General features: G+C 71.0%; 21 protein-coding genes. 17 read left to right on the top strand and 4 right to left on the bottom strand.

What is annotated here, in order from left to right:
- The first annotated feature begins 113 nt into the window (after positions 1 to 113).
- From secY to truA, 12 genes are all read left to right on the top strand, one after another.
- On the top strand, positions 114 to 1,421 hold the full coding sequence (secY, locus tag ABZX11_RS06680) for a preprotein translocase subunit SecY (protein WP_176173267.1): 1,308 nt from the start codon (positions 114 to 116) through the stop codon (positions 1,419 to 1,421).
- A complete protein-coding gene (locus ABZX11_RS06675) occupies positions 1,418 to 1,972 on the top strand; it encodes an adenylate kinase (protein WP_176173266.1) in 555 nt (184 codons plus the stop codon). The genes secY and ABZX11_RS06675 overlap by 4 nt, the downstream gene beginning before the upstream one ends.
- Positions 1,973 to 2,016: 44 nt before the next feature.
- Positions 2,017 to 2,793: a type I methionyl aminopeptidase gene (gene map, locus ABZX11_RS06670; protein WP_176173265.1), complete on the top strand. Its 777-nt coding sequence runs from the start codon at positions 2,017 to 2,019 to the stop codon at positions 2,791 to 2,793.
- Positions 2,794 to 3,056: 263 nt separating this feature from the next.
- On the top strand, positions 3,057 to 3,278 hold the full coding sequence (gene infA / locus ABZX11_RS06665; protein WP_004558881.1) for a translation initiation factor IF-1: 222 nt from the start codon (positions 3,057 to 3,059) through the stop codon (positions 3,276 to 3,278).
- Positions 3,279 to 3,311: 33 nt separating this feature from the next.
- Positions 3,312 to 3,425, top strand: a complete 114-nt coding sequence (gene rpmJ, locus ABZX11_RS06660; protein ID WP_004558882.1) for a 50S ribosomal protein L36 — start codon at positions 3,312 to 3,314, stop codon at positions 3,423 to 3,425.
- Positions 3,426 to 3,636: 211 nt separating this feature from the next.
- Positions 3,637 to 4,017 carry a 30S ribosomal protein S13 gene (rpsM, locus tag ABZX11_RS06655; RefSeq protein WP_176173264.1) on the top strand — a complete coding sequence of 127 codons (381 nt, stop codon included), beginning with the start codon at positions 3,637 to 3,639 and terminating at the stop codon, positions 4,015 to 4,017.
- On the top strand, positions 4,014 to 4,199 hold the full coding sequence (locus ABZX11_RS06650; RefSeq protein ID WP_004558884.1) for a hypothetical protein: 186 nt from the start codon (positions 4,014 to 4,016) through the stop codon (positions 4,197 to 4,199). Before rpsM ends, ABZX11_RS06650 begins: the two co-directional genes overlap by 4 nt.
- Positions 4,200 to 4,217: 18 nt before the next feature.
- On the top strand, positions 4,218 to 4,625 hold the full coding sequence (gene rpsK / locus ABZX11_RS06645; protein ID WP_004558885.1) for a 30S ribosomal protein S11: 408 nt from the start codon (positions 4,218 to 4,220) through the stop codon (positions 4,623 to 4,625).
- A 23-nt stretch (positions 4,626 to 4,648) separates the two neighbouring features.
- The gene (gene rpsD, locus ABZX11_RS06640) at positions 4,649 to 5,254 is read left to right on the top strand and encodes a 30S ribosomal protein S4 (RefSeq protein WP_176173263.1); all 606 of its coding nucleotides are present in this window, start codon (positions 4,649 to 4,651) and stop codon (positions 5,252 to 5,254) included.
- 105 nt (positions 5,255 to 5,359) lie between these two features.
- Positions 5,360 to 6,430: a DNA-directed RNA polymerase subunit alpha gene (locus ABZX11_RS06635; protein WP_091304679.1), complete on the top strand. Its 1,071-nt coding sequence runs from the start codon at positions 5,360 to 5,362 to the stop codon at positions 6,428 to 6,430.
- Positions 6,431 to 6,471: 41 nt separating this feature from the next.
- A complete protein-coding gene (gene rplQ / locus ABZX11_RS06630; protein ID WP_354910532.1) occupies positions 6,472 to 7,029 on the top strand; it encodes a 50S ribosomal protein L17 in 558 nt (185 codons plus the stop codon).
- A 73-nt stretch (positions 7,030 to 7,102) separates the two neighbouring features.
- Positions 7,103 to 7,936, top strand: coding sequence for a tRNA pseudouridine(38-40) synthase TruA (gene truA, locus ABZX11_RS06625; RefSeq protein WP_354910914.1), 834 nt, complete (start codon positions 7,103 to 7,105; stop codon positions 7,934 to 7,936).
- Positions 7,937 to 8,010: 74 nt separating this feature from the next.
- On the opposite strand, the gene ABZX11_RS06620 is transcribed toward truA, so the two are convergent.
- On the bottom strand, positions 8,011 to 8,730 hold the full coding sequence (locus ABZX11_RS06620) for a hypothetical protein (RefSeq protein WP_091304676.1): 720 nt from the start codon (positions 8,728 to 8,730) through the stop codon (positions 8,011 to 8,013).
- A complete protein-coding gene (eccE, locus tag ABZX11_RS06615; RefSeq protein ID WP_176173260.1) occupies positions 8,727 to 9,908 on the bottom strand; it encodes a type VII secretion protein EccE in 1,182 nt (393 codons plus the stop codon). Before eccE ends, ABZX11_RS06620 begins: the two co-directional genes overlap by 4 nt.
- 618 nt (positions 9,909 to 10,526) lie before the next feature.
- Here eccE and eccB point away from each other — a divergent pair.
- The 3 genes from eccB (at position 10,527) to ABZX11_RS06600 (ending at position 13,580) form a co-directional block, all read left to right on the top strand.
- The gene (gene eccB, locus ABZX11_RS06610) at positions 10,527 to 12,170 is read left to right on the top strand and encodes a type VII secretion protein EccB (RefSeq protein ID WP_354910529.1); all 1,644 of its coding nucleotides are present in this window, start codon (positions 10,527 to 10,529) and stop codon (positions 12,168 to 12,170) included.
- Positions 12,171 to 12,234: 64 nt separating this feature from the next.
- Positions 12,235 to 12,552 (top strand): hypothetical protein, encoded by a 318-nt coding sequence (locus tag ABZX11_RS06605; RefSeq protein WP_254897003.1) that lies wholly within the window; start codon positions 12,235 to 12,237, stop codon positions 12,550 to 12,552.
- A complete protein-coding gene (locus ABZX11_RS06600) occupies positions 12,549 to 13,580 on the top strand; it encodes a WXG100 family type VII secretion target (RefSeq protein WP_354910525.1) in 1,032 nt (343 codons plus the stop codon). Before ABZX11_RS06605 ends, ABZX11_RS06600 begins: the two co-directional genes overlap by 4 nt.
- A gap of 174 nt (positions 13,581 to 13,754) precedes the next feature.
- Here the strand turns inward: ABZX11_RS06600 and ABZX11_RS06595 are convergent, their stop codons facing one another.
- Positions 13,755 to 15,368: a S8 family serine peptidase gene (locus ABZX11_RS06595; RefSeq protein WP_176173257.1), complete on the bottom strand. Its 1,614-nt coding sequence runs from the start codon at positions 15,366 to 15,368 to the stop codon at positions 13,755 to 13,757.
- A gap of 20 nt (positions 15,369 to 15,388) precedes the next feature.
- The gene (eccD, locus tag ABZX11_RS06590; RefSeq protein WP_176173256.1) at positions 15,389 to 16,753 is read right to left on the bottom strand and encodes a type VII secretion integral membrane protein EccD; all 1,365 of its coding nucleotides are present in this window, start codon (positions 16,751 to 16,753) and stop codon (positions 15,389 to 15,391) included.
- Between the two features lie 309 nt (positions 16,754 to 17,062).
- Between eccD and eccCa the strand changes: the two genes are divergently transcribed.
- Together eccCa and ABZX11_RS06580 are read left to right on the top strand one after the other, a co-directional pair.
- A complete protein-coding gene (eccCa, locus tag ABZX11_RS06585; protein ID WP_354910521.1) occupies positions 17,063 to 21,073 on the top strand; it encodes a type VII secretion protein EccCa in 4,011 nt (1,336 codons plus the stop codon).
- 103 nt (positions 21,074 to 21,176) lie between these two features.
- Positions 21,177 to 23,171 (top strand): type VII secretion-associated protein, encoded by a 1,995-nt coding sequence (locus ABZX11_RS06580; protein WP_354910519.1) that lies wholly within the window; start codon positions 21,177 to 21,179, stop codon positions 23,169 to 23,171.
- Positions 23,172 to 23,178 lie beyond the last annotated feature (7 nt).

Here is a 23,178-nt window from a genome sequence, read left to right as displayed (position 1 = left end):
CCCCGAAGCGTTCCTGGCTTGCGTGCCAGTAGTGCTGTGTGTTCCCGCCGGCCTCGTGCCGGCCAAGCCGATCGTCGGTTAGGACAGCCGACGACGCCGAGGAGGTCCCCCGCGTGCTCAGCGCCTTCCGCTCGGCTCTCGCGACGCCGGATCTACGCAAGAAGATCCTGTTCACGCTAGCCATCGTCGCGGTTTACCGAATCGGTGCGACCATTCCGGCGCCCGGCATCTCGTACGGTGCCGTACAGGCCTGCAGCTCCCAGGCGCAGCAGGAGGGCGTCTACCAGCTGCTGAACCTGTTCAGCGGTGGTGCGCTGCTGCAGCTGTCGCTCTTCTCGACCGGCATCATGCCGTACATCACGGCGAGCATCATCATCCAGCTGCTCACCGTGGTCATCCCGCGGTTCGAGGAGCTGAAGAAGGAAGGGCAGTCCGGCCAGGGCAAGCTGACCCAGTACACCCGGTACCTGACGATCGCGCTGGCGATCCTGCAGGCCACCGGTGTGGTCGCGCTCGCGGACCGCAAGCAGCTCTTCCCGGACTGCGACCAGCCGATCATCCCGGACAACAGCGTCTACTCGCTGGCGATCATCGTCATCACCATGACCGCGGGCACCGCCGTCATGATGTGGCTGGGCGAGCTGATCACCGAGCGCGGCGTCGGCAACGGCATGTCCGTCCTGATCTTCCTGAACATCGCGGCGCGCATCCCGGTCGAGGGCGGCAACATCCTCAGCAACGCCGGTGGCGTCGGCCTGGCGATCGTCTGCGTCTTCGGCCTGGTGATCATCGCCAGCGTCATCTTCGTCGAGCAGGGGCAGCGCCGGATCCCGGTGCAGTACGCCAAGCGCATGATCGGCCGGCGGATGTACGGCGGCACGTCGACCTACCTGCCGATCAAGGTCAACCAGGCCGGTGTCATCCCGGTCATCTTCGCGTCGTCCCTGCTGTACCTGCCGGACCTGATCAGCCGCCTCGTCGGCGACCAGAACGCCAACTCCGGCTGGCAGGTGTTCATCAAGAACTACATCGTGAACCAGTCCAGCTGGGTGCACATCGCGCTGTACTTCGCGCTGATCATCTTCTTCACGTACTTCTACATCACGATCACGTTCAACGTGGACGAGCGTGCGGAGGAGATGAAGAAGTTCGGTGGCTTCATCCCGGGCATCCGCCCCGGCCGCCCGACCGCGGAGTACCTGAGCTTCGTGCTCGGCCGGATCACCCTGCCGGGCTCGCTGTACCTGGGCATCATCGCGATCCTCCCGAACTTCTTCCTGTCGGTGACCGGTAGCGGGAACAACCAGAACTTCCCGTTCGGTGGCACGGCTGTGCTGATCATGGTCGGTGTCGGCCTCGACACCGTGAAGCAGATCGAAAGCCAGCTGATGCAGCGCAACTACGAAGGGTTCTTGAAGTGACGCGCCTGGTTCTCGTCGGCCCGCCCGGTGCGGGCAAGGGCACGCAGGCGGTGGCCCTGTCCGAGCAGCTGCGCATCCCGCACATCTCGACCGGTGACCTCTTCCGCGCGCACGTCGGCCAGGAGACCCCGCTCGGCCAGGAGGCGAAGCGCTACCTGGACTCGGGCGAGCTCGTGCCCGACTCGGTGACCAACGAAATGGTCCGCGAGCGGCTGGCCGAGCCGGACGCCAAGGTCGGCTTCCTGCTCGACGGCTTCCCCCGCAACACCAAGCAGGCCGAGGTCCTCGGCGAGATCCTCGGTGACGCGGACGTCTCGCTCGACGCGGTGATCCAGCTGCAGGTGCCGGAGGACGTCGTCGTCGGGCGGCTCATGTCGCGCGGCCGCGCGGACGACACCGAAGAGGTCATCCGCCGCCGTCAGCAGATCTACGTGTCGGACACCGCGCCGCTGCTGGAGTACTACGCCGACATCCTGGTGACCGTCGACGGCGTCGGCAGTGTCGAGGAGATCTCGGGCCGGGTGCTGGAAGCACTGCGCGACCGCACGTGAACCTCGGAGGATTGCGTGTTCTGCAAGTGCTCCGCCGTGGGCGCATGATCGAAGTCAAGACCCCGGACGAGCTGCAGGCGATGCGGGCGGCCGGCCTGGTCGTCGCCCGCACGCTCGCGGCCGTCCGCGCCGCGGCGAAGCCGGGCGTCAGCACCGCCGAGCTCGACGAGCTGGCCGAGCAGACGATCCGGGACGCCGGCGCGGTGCCGTCGTTCAAGGGCTACCACGGCTTCCCGGCGTCGATCTGCGCGTCGGTGAACGAGCAGATCGTCCACGGCATCCCGGCGAAGACGCAGGTGCTGGCCGACGGCGACATCATCTCCGTCGACTGCGGCGCCATCCTCGACGGCTGGCACGGCGACTCCGCCGTCACGCTGGCCATCGGCCAGGTGTCCGACGCCGACCTGGCGCTGTCCGCGGCGACCGAGGCGGCGATGTGGGCCGGCATCGAGGCGGTCAGCGCCGGCGGCCGGTTGACCGACATCTCCTACGCCGTCCAGTCGGCCGCCGAACGCGCGGGCCGGGACGACGGCGTCGAGTACGGGATGATCGTCGAGTACGGCGGGCACGGCATCGGCCGCCAGATGCACATGGACCCGTTCCTGCCGAACGTCGGCAAGCCGGGTAAGGGCCCGCGGCTGAAGCCGGGCATGGCACTGGCCATCGAGCCGATGCTGACCGGCGGCGGCGGGGAGACCCGCGAGCTGGACGACGGCTGGACGGTCGTCACGGCCGACGGCTCCCGCGCGGCCCACTGGGAGCACACCGTCGCGATCACGGAAGACGGCCCCTGGGTGCTGACCGCGCCAGAGGACTCCTGACCTGCGCATTCACCCACAAGCGGTGATCGCCATCACGTCCACCTGCACAGTCCTTTAGCATGGTCACCCCCGGTTTGGGGGTCGCGACACGACATGCGTACACTGTCAAGTCGGCGCACTTATCGCGCCCGGATCCTGCGCGCTCGTGAATTCACGGTCTTGGGAGCCGGGCACCAGTGTGCCACGCAACACCCGACCCAGCACTAGTGCTCGAGTCGATCAGGTGTGGCGACAGACGATGACGACAGGGAAATGCGGAGGACATGGCGAAGAAAGACGGGGCCATCGAGGTCGAAGGCCGCGTAGTCGAGCCGCTCCCCAACGCGATGTTCCGCGTCGAGTTGGAGAACGGCCACAAGGTCCTGGCTCACATCAGCGGCAAGATGCGGCAGCACTACATCCGCATCCTGCCCGAGGACAGGGTTGTCGTGGAGCTTTCGCCCTACGACCTCTCTCGTGGTCGCATCGTCTACCGCTACAAGTGATCACGAAGAGCGGCTAACAGGAGAGCAGAAGACGTGAAGGTCCAGCCGAGCGTCAAGAAGATCTGCGACAAGTGCAAGGTGATCCGCCGTCACGGCCGGATCATGGTGATCTGCGAGAACCTGCGGCACAAGCAGCGGCAGGGCTGATCCGATCGCCAAGCACTCGAGCAGAGTGGATTGACGGCTACACAACCTCCCCGCACCTGCCGGCTCACGTGAGTGAACCGGTTCACCCCCGGACTTCAGGCCGGGGCTGGGACACCCGAGGCGCAAGCCGAGGGCACGACAGGCGAGTCGGTCCCGGAACCGGACGGGGAGCAGACCTGAAGAAGAAACCTATGAAGGAGCATCAGCGCCAATGGCACGACTCGCTGGCGTAGACCTTCCCCGCGAGAAGCGGGTGGAGATCGCGCTTACCTACATCTACGGCATCGGCCGTACCCGCTCGAAGCAGCTCATCGCGGCTGCCGAGATCAACGCGGACACCCGCGTCAAAGACCTCAGCGATGACGACCTCGCCAAGCTGCGTACGTACATCGAAGAGAACTTCAAGGTCGAGGGTGACCTTCGCCGCGAGGTGAACGCCGACATCCGTCGGAAGATCGAGATCGGGTGCTACGAGGGTCTTCGCTGGCGTCGCGGACTGCCCGTCCGCGGTCAGCGCACCAAGACGAACGCCCGTACCCGCAAGGGTCCGAAGAAGACGGTCGCCGGCAAGAAGAAGGCTGGCAAGAAGTGAGCGTCCAGGGCAAGAAGGTCGTGCAGATGGGTGGCGTGCACCGCCGCGGCTCGGCTTGTGTCTCGCCCAAGGCGCTCTACGCCCGCCCGATGGCGCTCCGCAACCTGTACACCGACGCCGGTTCGATCATCCGGCGCGGCCAGGCCGAAGCGGTCGCCGCTCACCAAGAGAACGCGCGCTAACAGGAGAACCCTCAGAACATGCCACCGAAGTCTCGTACTGCGGCCGGGGCCAAGAAGGTCCGCCGCAAGGAAAAGAAGAATGTCGCGCACGGTCACGCGCACATCAAGAGCACCTTCAACAACACCATCGTCTCGATCACGGACCCGACCGGTGCCGTGATCGCGTGGGCGTCGAGTGGTCACGTGGGCTTCAAGGGCTCCCGCAAGTCCACCCCGTTCGCCGCGCAGATGGCCGCCGAGAACGCTGCCCGCAAGGCCGCCGAGCACGGCATGAAGAAGGTCGACGTCTTCGTGAAGGGCCCGGGTTCGGGCCGCGAGACGGCGATCCGCTCGCTGCAGGCGGCCGGCCTCGAGGTCGGCACCATCCAGGACGTGACCCCGCAGCCTCACAACGGCTGCCGCCCGCCCAAGCGGCGCCGGGTCTGAGGAACGGGGAGGAGTAAGAAGAAATGGCTCGTTACACCGGCCCCGCGACGCGTATCTCGCGTCGCCTCAAGGTTGACCTCATCGGCGGCGACCAGGCTTTCGAGCGTCGCCCCTACCCGCCGGGCCAGCACGGCCGCGGGCGCATCAAGGAGTCCGAGTACCTCCTGCAGTCGCAGGAGAAGCAGAAGGCTCGCTACACCTACGGCGTTCTCGAGCGCCAGTTCGTCCGGTACTACAAGGAAGCCGTCCGGCGTCCCGGCAAGACCGGTGAGAACCTGCTGCAGATCCTCGAGTCCCGCCTGGACAACGTGATCTACCGCGCCGGCATCGCCCGCACCCGCCGCCAGGCGCGGCAGCTGGTGAGCCACGGCCACTTCCTGGTCAACGGCCAGAAGGTGAACGTCCCGTCGTTCCAGGTCACCAAGTGGGACATCATCGACGTGCGGCCGAAGTCCATGGGCATGCTGCCGTTCGTGGCGGCGAAGGAGTCCTTCGGCGAGCGCCCCGTCCCGGCGTGGCTGCAGGTCGTCCAGTCCAACCTCCGCGTGCTGGTCCACCAGCTCCCGGAGCGTGCGCAGATCGACGTTCCGGTTCAGGAACAGCTGATCGTCGAGCTCTACTCGAAGTAGTCCGGCTTCGTCGGACGCAGGGCGGCGGCGCAACAGGTGCGCCGCCGCCGCGCCATCCCTTCGACGTCATATGGCGGGCGTCGTCTGGAAAGGAACTAGGAAGAAATGCTGATTTCCCAGCGGCCGGCTCTCGGCGAAGAGACGGTCAACGAGACCCGCTCCCGGTTCACCATCGAACCGCTGGAGCCCGGCTTCGGCTACACGCTCGGCAACTCGCTGCGTCGCACGCTGCTGTCGTCCATCCCGGGCGCGGCCGTGACGAGCATCCGCATCGACGGCGTGCTGCACGAGTTCACCACCGTTCCCGGGGTGAAGGAAGACGTCACCGACATCATCCTGAACCTCAAGGAGCTCGTGGTGTCCTCGGAAGAGGACGAGCCGGTCACCATGTACCTGCGCAAGCAGGGCCCCGGTGAGGTCACGGCGGCCGACATCGTGCCGCCGGCGGGTGTCACCGTGCACAACCCGGACCTGCACATCGCGTCGCTGAACGGCAAGGGCAAGCTCGAGATCGAGCTCGTCGTCGAGCGCGGCCGCGGTTACGTTCCGGCCCTGCAGAACAAGCAGGCGGGCGCGGAGATCGGCCGGATCCCGGTCGACTCGATCTACTCGCCGGTGCTCAAGGTGACCTACAAGGTCGAGGCCACCCGTGTCGAGCAGCGCACCGACTTCGACAAGCTGATCCTGGACGTCGAGACCAAGCCGTCGATCACGCCGCGCGACGCGGTCGCGTCGGCCGGCAAGACGCTGGTGGAGCTGTTCGGTCTCGCCCGCGAGCTGAACGTCGACGCCGAGGGCATCGAGATCGGCCCGTCGCCGCAGGAGGCGGACACCATCGCCGCCTACGCGATGCCGATCGAGGACCTGGACCTCACCGTCCGGTCGTACAACTGCCTCAAGCGCGAAGGCATCCACACGGTGGGCGAGCTCGTCTCGCGCAGCGAGGCGGACCTGCTCGACATCCGCAACTTCGGCGCCAAGTCGATCGACGAGGTCAAGCTGAAGCTCGTCGGTCTCGGCCTCGCGCTGAAGGACAGCCCGCCCGGGTTCGACCCGACCGCCGCGGCCGCGAGCTACGACGGTGAAGGCTGGTCGGAGGGTGTCGGCAGCATCGCCGACGGGATTTCGGACGGCCACGACGATGGCCAGGACTACGCAGAGACCGAGCAGCTCTGAGGCCGTGTGCCTGGACGCTGTGAGCTGAACTAGGAGAACCAATGCCCACCCCTACCAAGGGAGCCCGGCTCGGCGGGTCGTCCGCGCACGAGCGGCTGATCCTGGCCAACTTGGCCACGCAGCTGTTCGAGCACGGCAAGATCACGACCACCGAGGCGAAGGCCCGCCGGGTCCGCCCGCTGGCCGAGAAGCTGATCACGAAGGCGAAGCGGGGCGACCTGCACAACCGTCGTCAGGTGCAGAAGGTCGTCCGTGACAAGGACGTCGTGCACAAGCTGTTCGCCGAGATCGGTCCGCACTTCGCGGAGCGCGCCGGTGGCTACACCCGGATCACCAAGACGATGCCGCGCAAGGGCGACAACGCCGCCATGGCCGTCATCGAGCTGGTGGCCGAGAAGACGGTGACTTCGGAAGCCGAGCGCGCTCGCAAGACGAAGTTCGCCAAGGACGAGAAGGCCGCCGCTCCGGCTGCTGCCGAGGAGACCTCGACCGAAGAGATCACCACCGAGGCGCCCGCCGCCGATGACACGGCGACCACCGCCGCCGAGACCGAGGCCCCGGCTTCGGACGACGCGGACGCGGACGCCAAGAAGGACTGACGTCCTGACGGCCGATTCGACACCGGACGAGCCCGCCACTCCCCACGGGGAGGGCGGGCTCGTTCGTCTGCGCCTGGACGTCTCCTACGACGGCACGGACTTCTCGGGCTGGGCCCGCCAGCCGGGCCGCCGCACGGTCCAGGGGCTCCTGGAGGAGGCGCTGCGGAAGCAGCCGCCGGGAGCCGCGGTCCCGAAGTCCGTCGTCGTGGCGGGCCGCACGGACGCCGGCGTGCACGCGACCGGTCAGGTGGTCCACGTCGACGTGGTGCCCCTCGCCGGGCCATCGGGGCGGATCCCGGTGTCGCCGGAGGGCATCCCGGACCTGACGCGCATGGTGGGCCGCTGGAACCGCCTCCTGCCCGGTGACGTCCGGGTGCTGGGCGCCCGGATCGCGCCCGAGGGCTTCGACGCCCGCTTCTCGGCGATCCGCCGTCACTACCGCTACCGGGTCTCCGACGCGCCGTGGGGCGTGGACCCGTTGCGCCGCCACGACACCCTGGCCTGGAACCGTCCACTTTCGACGGACGCGATGAACGCGGCCGCGGCCGAGCTGCTCGGCCTGCACGACTTCGCGGCGTACTGCAAGCAGCGCGACACGGGCACGACGATCCGCGAGCTGCAGCGCCTGGAGTGGGCGCGGGTCGACGAGCACCTGCTGGAAGTCCGCGTCTCGGCGGACGCGTTCTGCCACTCGATGGTCCGCAGCCTGGTCGGCGTGCTGCTGCTGGTCGGCGACGGCCGCCGCACGGGCGCGTGGCCGTCGAAGGTCCTGGAGAGCGGCATCCGCGACAGCGCGGTGGCCCCGGCCCACGGCCTGACGCTGCTGGGCGTCGACTACCCGCCGGACGACGAGCTGGCCGCGCGCGCCGAGCAGACGCGGAACGTCCGCACCTCCTCCGACCTCTGAGCTCTGAGTTCTGACGAAATGAAAGCGGGTGGCTCCCCGAGGGGAACCACCCGCTTCCGCGTGTCCGGCGGAACTCAGTCGCCGCGGCGCACCGGGCCCAGGAGCTGCTGCTCCTTGCCCGTCGTCACCAGCCGCAGCGGCCGCCACAGGTTGCGGCCCAAGGCCACCACCTGGTCGTCCTGCAACGTCGTGAGCTGGCGCATCATCTGGGGCGGCAGCCGCCAGATGCGGGCCGCCAGCTCGGCCTGGCCCGCGGGGAGGCGCTGCATCAGCACCAGGTCCGCCGCGTTGGCCGTCGCGCCCGCCTGCGGGTGCAGGTACGGGAGCACGTACACCGTCGTCTGCCACGGCGAGCGGGGCGGGAACAGGTCCTGCGGGGTCGGGCCGCCGTCGGTGACCACCAGCAGCGGCGCGTCCTCCGACGGCCGCGGCAGCTCGACCGGCGACAGCCGGCGGATCTGCACCAGCGGCGACGGCCGCCCGTCGCGGCTGCCCGCCGCCCGGGAGAGCACCTGCCACTCGGTCGGGCGCCCGGTCGCGACCACCACCCACGCGCCGACCGCCATCGCGCGCATGGCCACCTGGCGGGCCAGGTACAGCCCGCCGACGAGCACGATCCGGGTCGGGGTCGAGCGCAGCGCGGAGATGGTCAGCGGCTCGCCCTTGAGACCCGAGCCGAGCACGATGCCGCCGCGGTCGCCCGAGGGGCTGATCGCGTCGAGCAGCGCCGGGTCGACCGTGAACTCCGGTGCCACGCCACTGTTCTGCCCGGCATCACGGACGCGCGAACTCATGCTGTGCCTCCGATCGGCAACGTCGCGGCGAACGCGGACACCTGCAGCCCGCGCAGCGGCGTCAGGTCCACGCCGAGCCGCTCGGACAGGCTCTGCAGCCGCTGGTCGGCGGCGTCGAGCTCACGCGGGTTCCGTGCGCTCACCCGGACCACTCCGCGCAGCCCGATCTTGCCCTCGTCGGACGCCGGGGAGATCGCCATCGCCAGCGTCGCCGACAGCGCGCGGACGCTGGTCAGCGCGTTGAGGCTGCTGGTGACCTTGCCCTTCGGCCAGCCGGTGATGGCGTAGCTCGCGTGCCCGATCCCGGCCGCGGTCACGCCGGACCAGCGCTCCTGCAACGTCACCTTGGTCGCGGACCCGGCGACGGCGGTCAGCTCCGCCGCGGAGATGCTCGCCCGCAGCAGCTCGTCCGGGTCGAGCGGCCGCGTCGGCACGCCCTGGGACTCCAGCGCGTTGCGCACCCGCGACAGCGCACCGATCAGCGCGCGGTGGGCGCCGACGACACCGCCGCCGCGCTCGCGGATCGCCGCCGGGCACCGCCGCGGGTCGAGCCGGATCGCCACCCACGTCGTGCGCCGGGCCGCCGCGGGCAGCGGGCCGAGCACCTCCATGTAGGAGCTGAGCGCCGGCGAGTCCGACGGCAGCGCCGCGCTGCCCGGGTAGCAGTGCCAGATCATCTGGATCGAGTCGAGGACCACCCCGCGGTCTTCGAGGCAGGGCGCCAGCGCCGACAGCGGCAGGCTCGGCGCGCCGTCGGCCTGGGTGATCAGCGCCGGGGCCGGCTCGACGAGCAGCACCGCGGTCCAGGTGCCGTCGTTCCAGGCGAGCCCGACCTGCTGGCGTTCGTGGTCGACGCCGTGCGCCACGACGAGGTCCGGCACGGCGATGCGGAGCAGGTTCACGCGGGCGTCGTCGGGGCCGGTGACCGTGGTCTCCTCGGCGGCCAGCTCCTCGACGGTGCTCGGCGGCAGCGGGTTCGCGACCCGGTCGTGGGCGCGGAAGGAGTAGCGCAGCGTCAGCCCGATCCACTGGGTGAACCAGCGGCCGCGGCGGCGCAGCAGTGCGACGATCAGGGCGAAGCCGACGATGCCGACGCCGACCCACTTCAGCTTCATGTCGATGGCGAGCAGCACCAGGCCGATCGCGAGGCCGACCTCGAGCACGACGAGGTTGGCCACGGGCAGCGGGCCGAGGGTGACGCCGGCGGAGCGGCGCCGCGCCGGCGGGGCCACCCGGGCCGGGCCGGACGGGGGAGTGGCGGGACCGCTGTCGTCGGGTCCCTGCGAGCCACCGGGGCCGCCACCGGGACCACCCGGGCCACCGGGGCCCCCAGGACCGCCGGGACCACCACCGCCAGGACCACCGGGACCACCCGGGCCCCCAGGCCCACCAGGGCCGCCCGGACGTCCGCCGGGGCCACCGGGAACCGGGCCGGGACCACCGGGACCGCGCGGGGGCATTCCGGGGCCGCCAGGGCCGCCACCGGGTCCACCGGGCACGCCACCGGGTCCGCCGGGAACACCACCCGGGCCGCCGGGACCACCGGGTCTGCCCGGCCGCGGCGGCGGGCCCGGCGGACGGCCACCGGGCGGCGGGGGCCCGGGCGGGCCAGGCGGACGTGGAGGAGTGGTGACGGACATCCGCGCTTTCTCTTCCCCTCGTGCTTGCTGCGTACCCGGAAGCCGGGTCCCGGGGTGCCCGACACTAGCTTGAGTTGGTAGAAACCCCACACCAGACGGTCCCCGTACGGCTATCCTGCGGAACCGTACCGCGACGGGGAGAGCTGTAGGTCGAGAATGCCATCAACACCCACGACTAAGTCTCAGGTCCAGGCGTATCAGTTCGTCCTACGGCGGATGCAGTCGGCGCTGGTCCGGCGGGACGCCGTGATGCTGCACGACCCGATGCGCACCCACACGCGGGCCACGATCGTCGGGGTGGTGCTGGGCGCGCTCGGCATGATCGTCTTCGTCGTCTGGGGCCTGCTCAGCCCGGCACCTTCGGTGCCGGCGGCCGGGAACATCGTGATCGGCGAACAGTCCGGCACGGTTTACGTCGTGGCGGCGGGCAACCCGACGAAGCTGATCCCCACGTTCAACCTCGCGTCGGCCCGGCTCCTGCTGCTGGCCCAGCAGAAGCAGTCCGGCCCGGGCGCCGGCGGCGCGCCGGCCGCGCCCGCAGCCGCCGCCGCGGCGAGTCCGGCGGCTGTGAAGAATCCCACCGTCGTTTCCGACGAGCAGCTGAAGGACATTCCGCGCGACAAACTGACCGGAATTCCGGACGGTCCGCAGCTGATCCCGACGGATTCCCAGCGCATTACCCCCAACTGGGCCGTCTGCGACCAGGTTCAGCTGGACACCTCACTGCCGAACCCCGACACGGGCCGGACCAACACCTACGTTTTCGGCGGCGTCGCGCCGAGCAGCCTCGGCGCCGAGCTGGGTGAGAACGAGGCGCTGCTGGCGAAGGCCGACAACGGGAAGACCTACCTCGTCTACCGGCTGCCGAGCTCCCGGAACCGGCCGAACGCGAACACCGTGCGCGCCGAAATCGACGTCGACAACCCGAACGACGCCGTCCGCACCGCGCTGCAGCTGCCGCCGTCGCCGCGGAAGATCACGCCGGGCCTGCTCAACGCCATCCCCGAGGTCGCCAAGCTGACGCCGCCGAAGATCCCGAACGGACAGGCCCCGGCGGACTTCGACGGCCTGACCTCCGGTGACGTCTTCGCCACCCAGCAGGCCGGCCAGCGCGAGCTGAACTACTGGGCGATCACCCCGACCGGCATCCAGCGGGTCTCCAACGCCGTCGCCGACATCATCCGCGTCGCGAAGAACGGTAGCTCCAGCAGCATCCAGACGCTGGGCCCGGACAAGCTCGCCGGCGTGAAGACCCTGCAGCCCACCGATCCGGACTACATCCCGGTCGACGACTTCCCGCGCTCGGTGCCGACGATCCTCGACGCGACGAAGAACTCGTCGGTCGCGTGCCTCGGCTGGTCGCTGACCGGGTCCGGGCCCGACCAGGACGGCCACACCTCGGTGTACGTCGACACGCAGCTGCCCGGCCAGAAGAGCACCGGCGACAAGTTCGCGCCGATGACGGTGACCACGCCGGGCCCGAACCGCGTGCCGCTCAACGGCTTCTACCTCAAGCCGGGGTTCGCCGCGGTCGTCCAGTCCGCCACCGGCAAGGCCAGCTTCGGCAAGGGCGCGATCCAGCTGATCTCCGACCGGGGCATCCGCTACAGCGTCCCGGACGCCCAGACCGCGGACGCGATCGGCCTGAACAACCGGCAGCCCGCGCCGGAGTCGATCATCGGGCTGCTGCCGACCGGGGCGTCGCTGAACACCCAGGACGTGCTGCGGCAGTTCGACTCGGTGCCGATCGACCCGAACGCCGGCAGCTACCCGACCCCGAGCAGGCAGCCGGGGAACTGAGCGGAACCGGCGGCCCCCGGCGGGCGTCCCACGCTCGAAGGCTTTTCTCGCGAGCGGAGGTGCCGTGGCCGGCTTGAAGATGGACGGCGTGGTCGTCGCCCGGTACGCCGAGACGGCCGAGGCCGCCGCGGACGACCTGGACGCGGCGGCGGCCGAGGTCGGTGGGGACGTCACCGCGGAGTCCTACGGGACGCTGGGCGCGCAGATCGGCCTCGGCGAGTCGTACGGCCGCGCGGCCGGGGCCCTGCGGCGGCAGCTGGCCGACGGCGCCGAGGCGCTGCGCTCGGCCGCGGAAGCGCTGCGGCAGGTCACGGTCCGCCACGGCGGCCAGGACGAGGAAGCCGCGGAGCTGATCAAGCGGGCCGGGAGGCTCGACGGATGACGGCCGGAACCCACCCCGCGGCCGCGGTGCCGGTGCCCGCGGGCGAGGACATCACGGCGGCGGCCGAGCCGTACCTGGCGTACCTCTCGGACCTGGCGCACGAGCTGGGCGTGCTCGACCCGGTGGAGACGTACTTCCGCCCGCTGGTCGGCCGCTGGGCCGACCTCGGCGCGGAAGCGGATCGCCTGCGGGCCGCGGCGTCGGTCGCGGGCGAGGTTTCGGCGCGCCTGGACGACCAACTCGGCCGGCTCGACGCGGGCTGGGAGGGGCGTGACGCGGACTCGTTCGTCACGTACATCCGCGAGATCGGCGCGGCGGGCGGTGACCTCCGCGAAGCGCTCGAAACACTGGCCGGCGCGCTGGACGAGATGGTGACGACCCTCCGCCACGTCGTCGTCGACCTGGTCGAGGTGCTGGTGGACGCGGCGGAGCTGACGTCGGAGACGATGCTGCTGCCCAGCGGCGGGGCCAAGCGGGCGCGGGCCCAGCTGCAGGAGACGCAGGACTCGGCGAAGGCACTGCACGAGACGGCACGGGACGTCATGGAGGCGTTCGACCGGCTGTGCAACGGCGTGGACGACCCCGACACGAAGTCCCGCACCATCGAGATCCGCCACCGGTACCCGCCGGAACGCTTCAAGCTGCACGACGACGCGCTGAACGAAGCGGGCGAGCAGGCTACGGCCTCCTCGTCGGCCGACGAGGTGATGACGCCGTCGTCGGCCGACGGCCCGGCGGAGGGGCGGCACACGGGCGCCGGAGCCCCGGACGCCGCCGACGCGCCCGCCCCGCAGCCGGCCCCCGCCCCGGACCCGGACGGCTCGGCCGGCCACAACACGTCGGGCATGCCGATGATGCCGATGATGGGCTTCGGCGCGTTCGGCGGAGGCGGCGGCGGTGGCCGTCGCCAGTCGAAGACCCGCCCGACGACGAAGCCGTCGGAACTGCTGGGCGAGCCCGGCCTGGTCGCCCCGCCGGTGATCGGCGAAGACGAAAACCCCCAGCCGAAGAAGCCGCCAGCCAAGTGACGCAAGAGGCATCACACGTGATCAGCAGGGCATCACGCGTGACTGGAGGGGCATCATTCGTGATTGGCGGGGCATCGGCGTGATGCCCCTGCAAACACACGTGATGCCCCTCTGATCACGCGTGATGCCTCTGCAAGCACGCGTGAGGCCCGCCCGATCGCGGGCGGCCGCGGGTCAGCGGCGGGTGGTGCTGGTCGGTTCCGGGCGGTTGCGGCGGATCGTGTGCATCACGAACAGCGTGATCAGCAGCGCGACCACGCCGCCGCCGGTGCCGGCCAGTGCCACGATCACCGGGGTCGGGCTGCGGTCGTTCGCCGGGGGGAGCTGGGCCAGCTGCGGGGACGGCATCGGGGCCTGCTGCCCCGCCTCCGACGGCAGGCTCTGGGTCAGCGCCGCCACCGGGTCGATGACGCCGTAGCCGACGAAGTTGTCGCGGCCGCCGGGTGCGGCCGGGTGCTGGGCCGTCTCCTTGATCCGGTTGACGATGGCCGGCCCGCTCAGCTGCGGGAACTTCGCCTTCACCAGCGCGGCCAGGCCCGCGACGTACGGCGCCGCGAAGCTCGTGCCCTGGATCTCACTGGCCTTGTCGCCGCTTTCGAAGGTCAGGTTCGCCAGGCCGTCGGACCCCTCGGCCGGGTCGAGCGAGGTGATCTTCGTGCCCGGTGCCGCGACGCCGACCCACGGGCCGTGCACGCTGAACGGGGCCACGCTGCCGGCCTGCTCCTCGATCGCGCCCACCGACAGCACGTCGTCGGCGAACCACGGCGGCGTCACGATCGTCTTGGGCTTCCTGGCGTCGGGCTGGTCGTTCTGCGGGCAGGTGTCGGTGACGTTCCCCGCCGCCGCGACGATCACGATGTTCTTCGACGCCGCGTAGTGGACCGCCGCCTGGACCTGCTGCTCGCCGGTGGTGATCGAACCGTCGGCCGTCCGGCAGTTGTCGACCGACATGTTGATGACGTCGGCTTCGTTGCGGTCGGCGATGCCGCGGATGATCTCGGCGAGGGTCTTCAGCGTGCCCGCCGTCCCGGCCTTCTCGAGCTGGCGGCCGCCGTTGGACTGGCCGGGCGACGTCCCGTCGCCCTCGCTGCTGCCGCCACCGCCGCTGCTCGGCGGCGGGGACGACGACCCGGTGGGCGGGTTGGTGCTCGAAGACGGCGTGCCGCTGGTGCCGCCCGCCGACGAGTTCTGGGTGTCGGGCTCGTAGTTCTCGCTCAGCTGGCGGTAGGACACGATGGTCGCGTCCGGCGCGACGCCGATGAACCCGACCTCCGGGTTGTCCGGCTTCGCCGCGATGATGCCGGCGACCTCGGTGCCGTGGCCGTCGCAGTCCTCGAGCCCCGGCGGCTGGCCCTTCGACGGGTTCGCGACGTACTCGCCGCCGGACTTCAGCCGGTCCTGGAACCACGGGTGCCGGGTGACGCCGGTGTCGATCACGGCCACCTTGATCCCGGCGCCGATGCCGCCCGTGGCCGCCTTGACGATCTCGTGCGCCTTCGAGATCTGGAGGTAGTCCTGGCCCCACGGCCGGTTCTTGAGCACGATGTTCTGCCCGAGGGTGCTGCGCTGGACGCAGCCCTTCGACAGCTTGTAGGCCTTGTCCGGCTTGCGCTCGTCCGGGATCAGCTTGCTGTCGTCGACCGGGGGCGGGGTCCCGAAGTAGCCGTCGGCCGGCGCGGTCTGGGCCTGTGCGGGCAGGGCGCCGAGCGGGGCGAGGACGCCGAGGGTGCCGGCGATCAGGGCCGTCGTGGTCCGCCGGGCCGCGCCGAAACGGTGTCCTGCTGACATCCTGGATTCACCCGGCCCGGTCACTTGAAGTTCAGGTGCCGCAGGGTGGTGTAGAGGTCCATCACACCGAGGGCGAGGGGCAGCACGGAGGCGATGCAGATCGCTTCGATGATCTCCACCGTGCGCCGCAGCGGCGGCGAGAACCGCTGGTTCGGGAAGATCACGCCGACCACGAGCGCGCCCGCGGCGAGCAGGATCAGCAGGCCGAAGACGTAGAGCAGGCGGTTCTGCGGGCTCGCGGTGAGCAGCCAGCCGACGGCGATCCCGGTGGCCGAGACCAGGCCCGTGGTGAGCAGGGCGATCGCCTGGCTGCCGTTGGCGTACGCGCGGGCGCGCAGCAGCAGGACGAGCGTCGCGACGACGCCGAGGATGATCCCGAACGCGCCGGGCGCGCTGGCGGCGATGACCGCCGAGACCGCCACCGTGGCACCGCAGCCGACCATCAGGCCGGTCATGTAGTTGTGCGCGATCGCCGTGCGGCGCTCGATCGCCCGGTAGTCGGGGAAGCCGGAGTCTTCCTTCAGCTCCTCGGCGTTGCTCGGCACGTGCGGGAGCGGCAGCTTCGCGAGCCAGATGGTGGCGCGCGGCAGGATCGAGATGCAGGCGAGGGCGACCGCGACGGTGCCGGCCGCGATACCGGCGGCCGGGTGCGCGACGAGCGTGCCGAACAGGAAGGCCAGTGCGCCGAAGGTGCCCGCGGTGGCCGCGGCGATGAACGTCGTGATGCCGGCGCCGATCACCATGATGCAGACCGAGGCGACGATCATCACCAGTACCGCGCCGAGCAGCAGGTTCGCCCGCAGTGACAGCCCGGGCACGATGTAGAAGCCGCTGACGAAGGCCAGCGGCAGCCCGCCCGCCGCGGCGATCAGCACGCCGGTCGCTTCGGCCTGGTAGCCCTTGGCGAGCGTGGCGCCGACGGCCACGCAGGCGATGGCGCCGATGCCGCCGGCGATGGCCGCGCCCAGCGCGCTGCCGCCGTAGAAGGAACCGCTCATGAACAGCGCGACGGCGGCGGCGAAGAGGGCCAGGCCGCCGGCGACGTGCCCGAAGCGGTTGGCCGTTTCCTTCGTCCACGGCCGGAAGCTGTCCGGGGATGATTCGGCGATGGCGTCGACGACGTCGTCGTACAGCGGTGGCGGCGGGTTTTCGTTGCGCTTGCGCAGCTGGAGCAGCTCACCGTCGACGACGCCGAGCGAGGCCAGCGTGCGGCTCGGGTCGAGCGGGGCGTCGCCGAGCTTGGCCAGCGCCCAGCCGCCGTGCCGGGCCCCGCCGTCGGGCGAGGTCTCCTTGGCCATGTCCAGCAGCATCGGCAGCAGATCGGCCACCGCGACGTCGGCGGGCAGCGCGACGTCGATCCGGGTGGACGGCGCGACGACCGTCACCCTGCTGAATACTGTCGTGCCCGTAGCCACTGCACTGCCCCCGCTCGGTCGATGCTGCTCCCGGGGAACTTATACCGAACCCCGGCGCGGGCATCATCGAACGTCCGAAATTCACCGGCCACCACAGGTCGCGGCGCCGAGACCGACATTACTGCCGGTGCCGGGCCGTACACTCGCCTGACGACGATCGGGCAGCGTTCCCGGGCGGTTCCGGCATCCGGCGGAATTCCCGCGGGGCGTTCGATAGGTTGGGTGCGCACACCTTGCGCGGTGGCCGCCATCGTCGAGTGTTGAATGAGGGGTCCTTCGATGAGCACGCTGCAGTTCAAGAAGTCGCCGCGGCTGGCGGCACCGCGCCCACCCGGCGGCGAGGTGCACCTCGAGCCGCCGCCCGAGGTGCCGCGCGTCATCCCCGGCAACATCGTCATGAAGGCGCTTCCGGTCGTCATGATCGTCGCGTCGCTCGGGATGATGGTCTTCATGTTCCAGGCCTCCAACCGGAACCCGATGATGATGGCCATGGGCGGCATGATGGTCGTCGGGACGCTCGGGATGATGGCCGGCGGTGGCGGCAAGGGCGGCGGTGCCAAGCGCGCCGAGATGGACGAGGACCGCAAGGACTACCTGCGTTACCTGGGCCAGATGCGCGACCGCGCCCGCGAGGCGATGGTCGACCAGCGCGCCGCGCTGGAGTGGGTGCACCCGGACCCGCAGTCGCTGTGGTCGCTGGCCGCGAGCCGCCGGATGTGGGAGCGCCGCCAGAACGACCAGGACTTCCTGCACCTGCGCGTCGGGCGCAGCTCGCACCGCCTCGCCACGCGGCTGGTCCCGCCCCAGACCGGGCCCGTCGACGAGCTGGAGCCGATCGCCACCCTCGCGCTGCGCCGGTTCGTGCGCGCGCACTCGATCGTGCCGGACCTGCCGACCCAGATCACCCTCCGCGGGTTCGCCGCGGTCAGCATGCAGGGCGACCGCGCGCTGACCCGCGGCCTCACCCGCGCGATGCTCGCGCAGCTGGTCACCTTCCACAGCCCCGACGACGTGCTGATCGCGGTCGCCACCGCGGGCCGGGCGAAGGAGGAGTGGGAGTGGGCGAAGTGGCTGCCGCACGTGCAGCACCCCACGCTGTCCGACGGCATCGGCCAGCTCCGCATGATGGCCGGTTCGCTCGCCCAGATCGAGGACTGGCTCGACGAAGAACTGCGTGACCGCCAGCGGTTCTCCCGCAACGCCACCCCGGCGCCGGACCAGCCGCACGTCGTGATCATCATCGACGACGCCGAGGTCACCCGCGAAGAGCAGATCGTGCTGGAGGAGGGCCTGGTCGGCGTCACGCTGGTCGACCTGTCCGACTCCCTCGGCAACCTCGCCGCCCGCCGCGGCCTCCGGCTGGTCGTCGAGGCCGACAGGCTGGGTGCGCGCAGTGCCGGCGGCGTCGAGTGGTTCGGCCGCCCGGACACGCTGAGCCTGGTCGAGACCGAGTCGCTGGCGCGGCTCATCTCGCCGTACCGGGTCGGCGGTGCCGCGGGCCAGGACGTCGGCGACGAAGAGCCGCTGCTGTCCAACCCGTCGCTGCTGGAGCTGCTCGGTATCCCGGGTGACCCGATGACGTTCGACGTGCAGCAGGCGTGGCGGCCGCGGCCGATCCGTGACCGCTACCGCGTCCCGTTCGGCGTCGGCGAGTACGGCCAGCCGGTGGAGCTGGACATCAAGGAAGCCGCCGCGGAAGGCATGGGCCCGCACGGGCTGTGCATCGGCGCGACCGGTTCCGGCAAGTCGGAGTTCCTCCGCACGCTGGTGCTGGGCCTGCTGGCGACGCACTCCTCGTCGACGCTCAACTTCGTCCTCGTCGACTTCAAGGGTGGTGCGACGTTCCTGGGCCTGGACAAGGCCCCGCACGTCTCCGCGGTCATCACCAACCTCGCGGACGAGGTCACCCTGGTCGACCGCATGAAGGACGCGCTGGCCGGGGAGATGAACCGGCGGCAGGAAGCGCTGAAGAACGGCGGCAACTTCAAGAACGTCTGGGAGTACGAGAAAGCGCGGGAAAACGGCGCGGACCTCGACCCGCTGCCCGCCCTGTTCATCGTCTGCGACGAGTTCTCCGAGCTGCTGAGCGCGAAGCCGGACTTCATCGACCTGTTCGTCGCGATCGGCCGGCTGGGCCGGTCGCTGCAGATGCACATGCTGCTGGCTTCGCAGCGCCTCGAAGAAGGCAAGCTGCGCGGTCTCGACTCGCACCTGTCGTACCGGATCGGCCTCAAGACGTTCTCTGCGGCGGAGTCGCGCGCCGCGATCGGCGTGCCGGACGCGTTCGAGCTGCCGTCGGTCCCCGGTGGCGGGTACCTGAAGTTCGACACCTCGACGCTGGTGCGGTTCAAGGCGTCCTACGTCTCCGGTCCGTACCGGCCGGCCGGGTTGAAGGCGGCGGGTCCGGCGGCGACCGTGGTCCGCGCGGACAAGCGGCCGCAGCTGTTCGTCCCGGACTTCGTGGAGCTGCCGAAGGAGCCGGAGCCGCAGCTGATCGAGGCGCCGGTGCAAGAGCAGCGGCAGTCGGAGGAGGCGGTCGAGCCCAGCGAGCTGGACGTCATCGTCTCGCGCCTGGTCGGGCAGGGCCCGCCGGCGCACGAGGTGTGGCTGCCGCCGCTGAAGGACCCGAACTCCCTCGACACGCTGCTGCCGAACCTGAACCCGACCGACGACCGCGGCCTGTCCCCGGTGGGCTACTTCGGCAACGGGCGGCTGCAGGTGCCGCTGGGCATCATCGACCGGCCGTACGAGCAGCGCCGCGACCCGCTGTGGGCGGACTTCTCCGGCGCGTCCGGGCACGGCGTGATCGTCGGCGGCCCGCAGACCGGCAAGTCGACCATGCTGCGCACGCTGATCATGTCGATGGCGCTGACCCACACCCCGGAGGAGGCGCAGTTCTACTGCCTCGACCTCGGTGGTGGCACCCTGGCCGGTCTGGCGGACCTGCCGCACGTCGGTGGCGTGGCGGTGGCCCGGCGCGAGCCGGACAAGGCGCGGCGGATCGTGGCCGAGCTGACCACCCTGCTCACCGAGCGGGAAGGCCGGTTCGGGGCGATGGGCATCGACTCGATGACCGAGTTCCGCAACCGCAAGCGCCGCGGGGAGATCCGCCCGGAGCAGGACCCGTTCGGGGACGCGTTCCTGGTGGTGGACAACTGGCGGGCGCTGCGGGACGACTTCGAAGAGCTCGAGACCACGATCACCCGGCTGGCCACGCAGGGTCTGTCCTACGGCGTGCACGTGATCATCGCGGCGAACCGGTGGGCCGACATCCGCCCGGCGATCAAGGACATGCTGGGCACCCGGTTCGAGCTGCGCCTGGGTGACCCGACCGAGTCCGACATCGACCGGCGGGTGGCGGTGAACGTCCCGGCCGGGCGGCCGGGACGCGGCCTGACCCGCGAGAAGCTGCACATGCTCGGCGGGCTCCCGCGGATCGACGGCTCCAGCGACCCGGAGACGGTCGCGGCCGGCGTGGCGGACGCGGTGGCGAAGATCAAGGGTGCCTGGCGCGGGCGCCCGGCGCCGCAGGTGCGGCTGCTGCCGGAGCTGATCACCTACGAAGAGGTGCTCAAGCTCGACTCCGCGCGGGATTCGAAGCTGATCCCGATCGGGGTCAACGAGGAGGACCTGCAGCCGATCTACCTCGACTTCAACGCCGAGCCGCACTTCTACGCCTTCGCCGACGGCGAATCGGGGAAGACGAACCTGCTGCGGCAGATCGCCCGGGGCATCTCGGAGCGCTACTCGGCCAAGGAAGCGCTGATCCTGCTGGTCGACTACCGGCGCACGATGCTCGGGTTCATCCAGGGCGACTCGCTGCTGGGGTACGCGGTGTCGGCCGCGCAGCTGGACAGCATGGTCGGCGACGTCTTCAACTCGATGACCCGGCGCCTGCCGGGTCCGGACGTCACGCAGGAGCAGCTGAAGACCCGCTCGTGGTGGAAGGGCCCGGAGCTGTTCATCCTGGTCGACGACTACGACCTGGTGGCCACCTCGACCAACAACCCGCTGCGGAAGATCTCCGACTTCCTGCCCCAGGCCAAGGACGTCGGCCTGCACCTGGTGGTCGTGCGGCGCACCGGTGGCGCGTCCAAGGCGATGTACGACCCGGTCATCGGCAAGCTCAAGGAAATCGCCGCGCCGGGCATGGTGATGAACGGCTCCCGCGACGAAGGCGCCCTGGTCGGCAACATCAAGCCGTCCGCGATGCCGCCGGGCCGGGGCAACCTGCTCACCCGCAAGAGCGGCAAGCAGCTCATCCAGGTCTCGTGGATCAACCCCGACTAGGCACGGCGGCGGGGCGCGCCACGGCGGAGGGTAGGTTCCTCCCCGAGCGCGCGTCCCGCCGGCCGCGCGCGGGGGAGCACGAACACAACTGCGGGAGCTGCTGGTGACGGTCCGGGTTGCGGTGGACTTCGGGACATCGAGCACCTGCGTCGTCGCCTCGGTGAACGGGCGCGAGCCGCAGGTCGTGGTGATCGACGGCCAGCCGCTGATGTCCTCGGCCGTCTTCGCCGCGGCGGACGGCACGCTGTTCGTCGGCCAGGAGGCCGAGCGGCAGGCGGCCGTCGACCCGTCGCGGTACGAGCCGAACCCGAAGCGGCGGATCGACGAAGGCGAGCTGCTGCTCGGTGACAGCGTCCTGCGCGTCACCGACGTCGTGCACGCCGTGCTGGGCCGCGCGGTCTCCGAGGCCCGCCGGCTGGCCGGTGACGCCGAGGTCGACCTGCTCGTGCTGACCCACCCGGCGGACTGGGGCGCGATCCGCACCCGGCTGCTGCGGCAGGCCGCGGGCGGGCTGGCGCGCGAGGTCGCGCTGGTACCGGAGCCGGTCGCGGCGGCGGTCTACCACGCGGCGACGTTCGCGCCGCAGGACGTGACCAACGACCGCACCGTCGAGTTCAGCGGCCGCCCCGGCGACGCGCTCGCGGTGCTGGACCTCGGCGGCGGCACGGTCGACGTCAGCGTGGTGCGGCGGCTGCCGCCGGACACCGCGCGGGACCGGGCCGGCCGTCCGCAGCGCGGCGGCTTCCAGGTGCTCGCCACCCGGGGCGACCCCGGCTTCGGCGGCGCGGACATCGACCAGGCGCTGCTGGAGCACGTCGGCTCGCTCGTCGCGGGCGCGGACCCCGACGCGTGGCGCCAGCTGGTCGAAGGCCGTGAGCTCACCGACCGGCGCCGCCGCCGCGTGCTGCGGCAGGACGTGCGGGGCGCGAAGGAGACGTTGTCGCGGCACGCCTACACCGACGTGCCGATGCCGCCGCCGTTCGCGGACGCGCACGTCACCCGCGAAGACCTCGAGCGGCTGATCGCGGCCCCGCTGGGCCGGGCCGTCGAGCTGACGGTCGCCGCGATCGGTGACGCCGGTCTCCGGCCGAAGCAGCTCACGGCGATCTTCCTGGTCGGCGGGTCGAGCCGGATCCCGATGATCTCGCGGCTGGTGCACGAGCGCACCGGCGTCGTGCCGACGAGCCTCGACCAGCCCGAGACGGTCGTTGCCCGCGGCGCGCTGCGGGCGGTCCTGGTGGACCCGGACCGCACCGGCGCGCTGCCCGGCGAGGCGATGGCCCGGCTCGGTGCGGCCCCGGGTGGCGCACTCGGTCCGGCGGCGCAGCGCACGGAGGTCGTCCGCCCGGGCGACGTCGCGCCCCGCCCCGCGCCGCAGCGCCCGGCACCGGGTGGTTTCCCTAACCGGACGGCGTCGCCACCCCCGTCACCGCCGGGTGGCCAGCCGGTGGCCCGGCCGTGGTCGCCGCCGTCCGGCCCGCCCGGGCGGCCGAACCCGCAGGGCCCGGCCACCGGGCCGCGGCCCGCGCCCGAACCCGAGAAGAAGAACCGCCGGAAGCTGTGGGGTGTCGTCGGGGTCGCGGTGGTCGTGGTGGCCGCGCTCGTCGTCGCCGGGATCTTCGTGTTCAAGGACTCCGGGACCCAGGCGGAGAGCGGCCGGACGCTCTCGCAGTACGACTTCCGGTTCGTCGCCCCGGAGGACTGGGTCCAGACCGACGACCGGGTCGCCGAGAAGCAGGTCGTGATCCACCCGCAGGAGTCCCGGGACGGCAACGACCTCGTGGTCGCGCAGGAATACGTGATGGACTACGACGCGACCGCGGACCCGCAGAAGCTCGTCGACGAGCTCCGGCGGCTCGCCGAAAGCCGGCCGGACCGCTGGAGCGCGTACAACCCCAGCCTGTCCTACGCCGGCAAGACGGTGATCGGGTACCACGAGAGCAAGCCGGACCGGCCCGATCTCCAGGTCGACTGGTACGTCGTGGCGAAGGGCCGGATCCGCGTCCACGTCGGCTGCCAGTACGCCACGGCCCCGCTGCGGGACCGGGTCGCCGCCGCCTGCGCGCAGGCCGTGCGCACGGTGGAAATCCTCAACTGAGAGGAGG

Source organism: Amycolatopsis sp. NPDC004169, from assembly GCF_040610315.1.
GTDB lineage: Bacteria > Actinomycetota > Actinomycetes > Mycobacteriales > Pseudonocardiaceae > Amycolatopsis.
The sequence above is the reverse complement of the archived record's forward strand: the minus strand, read 5'-3'. Positions and strand labels throughout refer to the sequence as shown.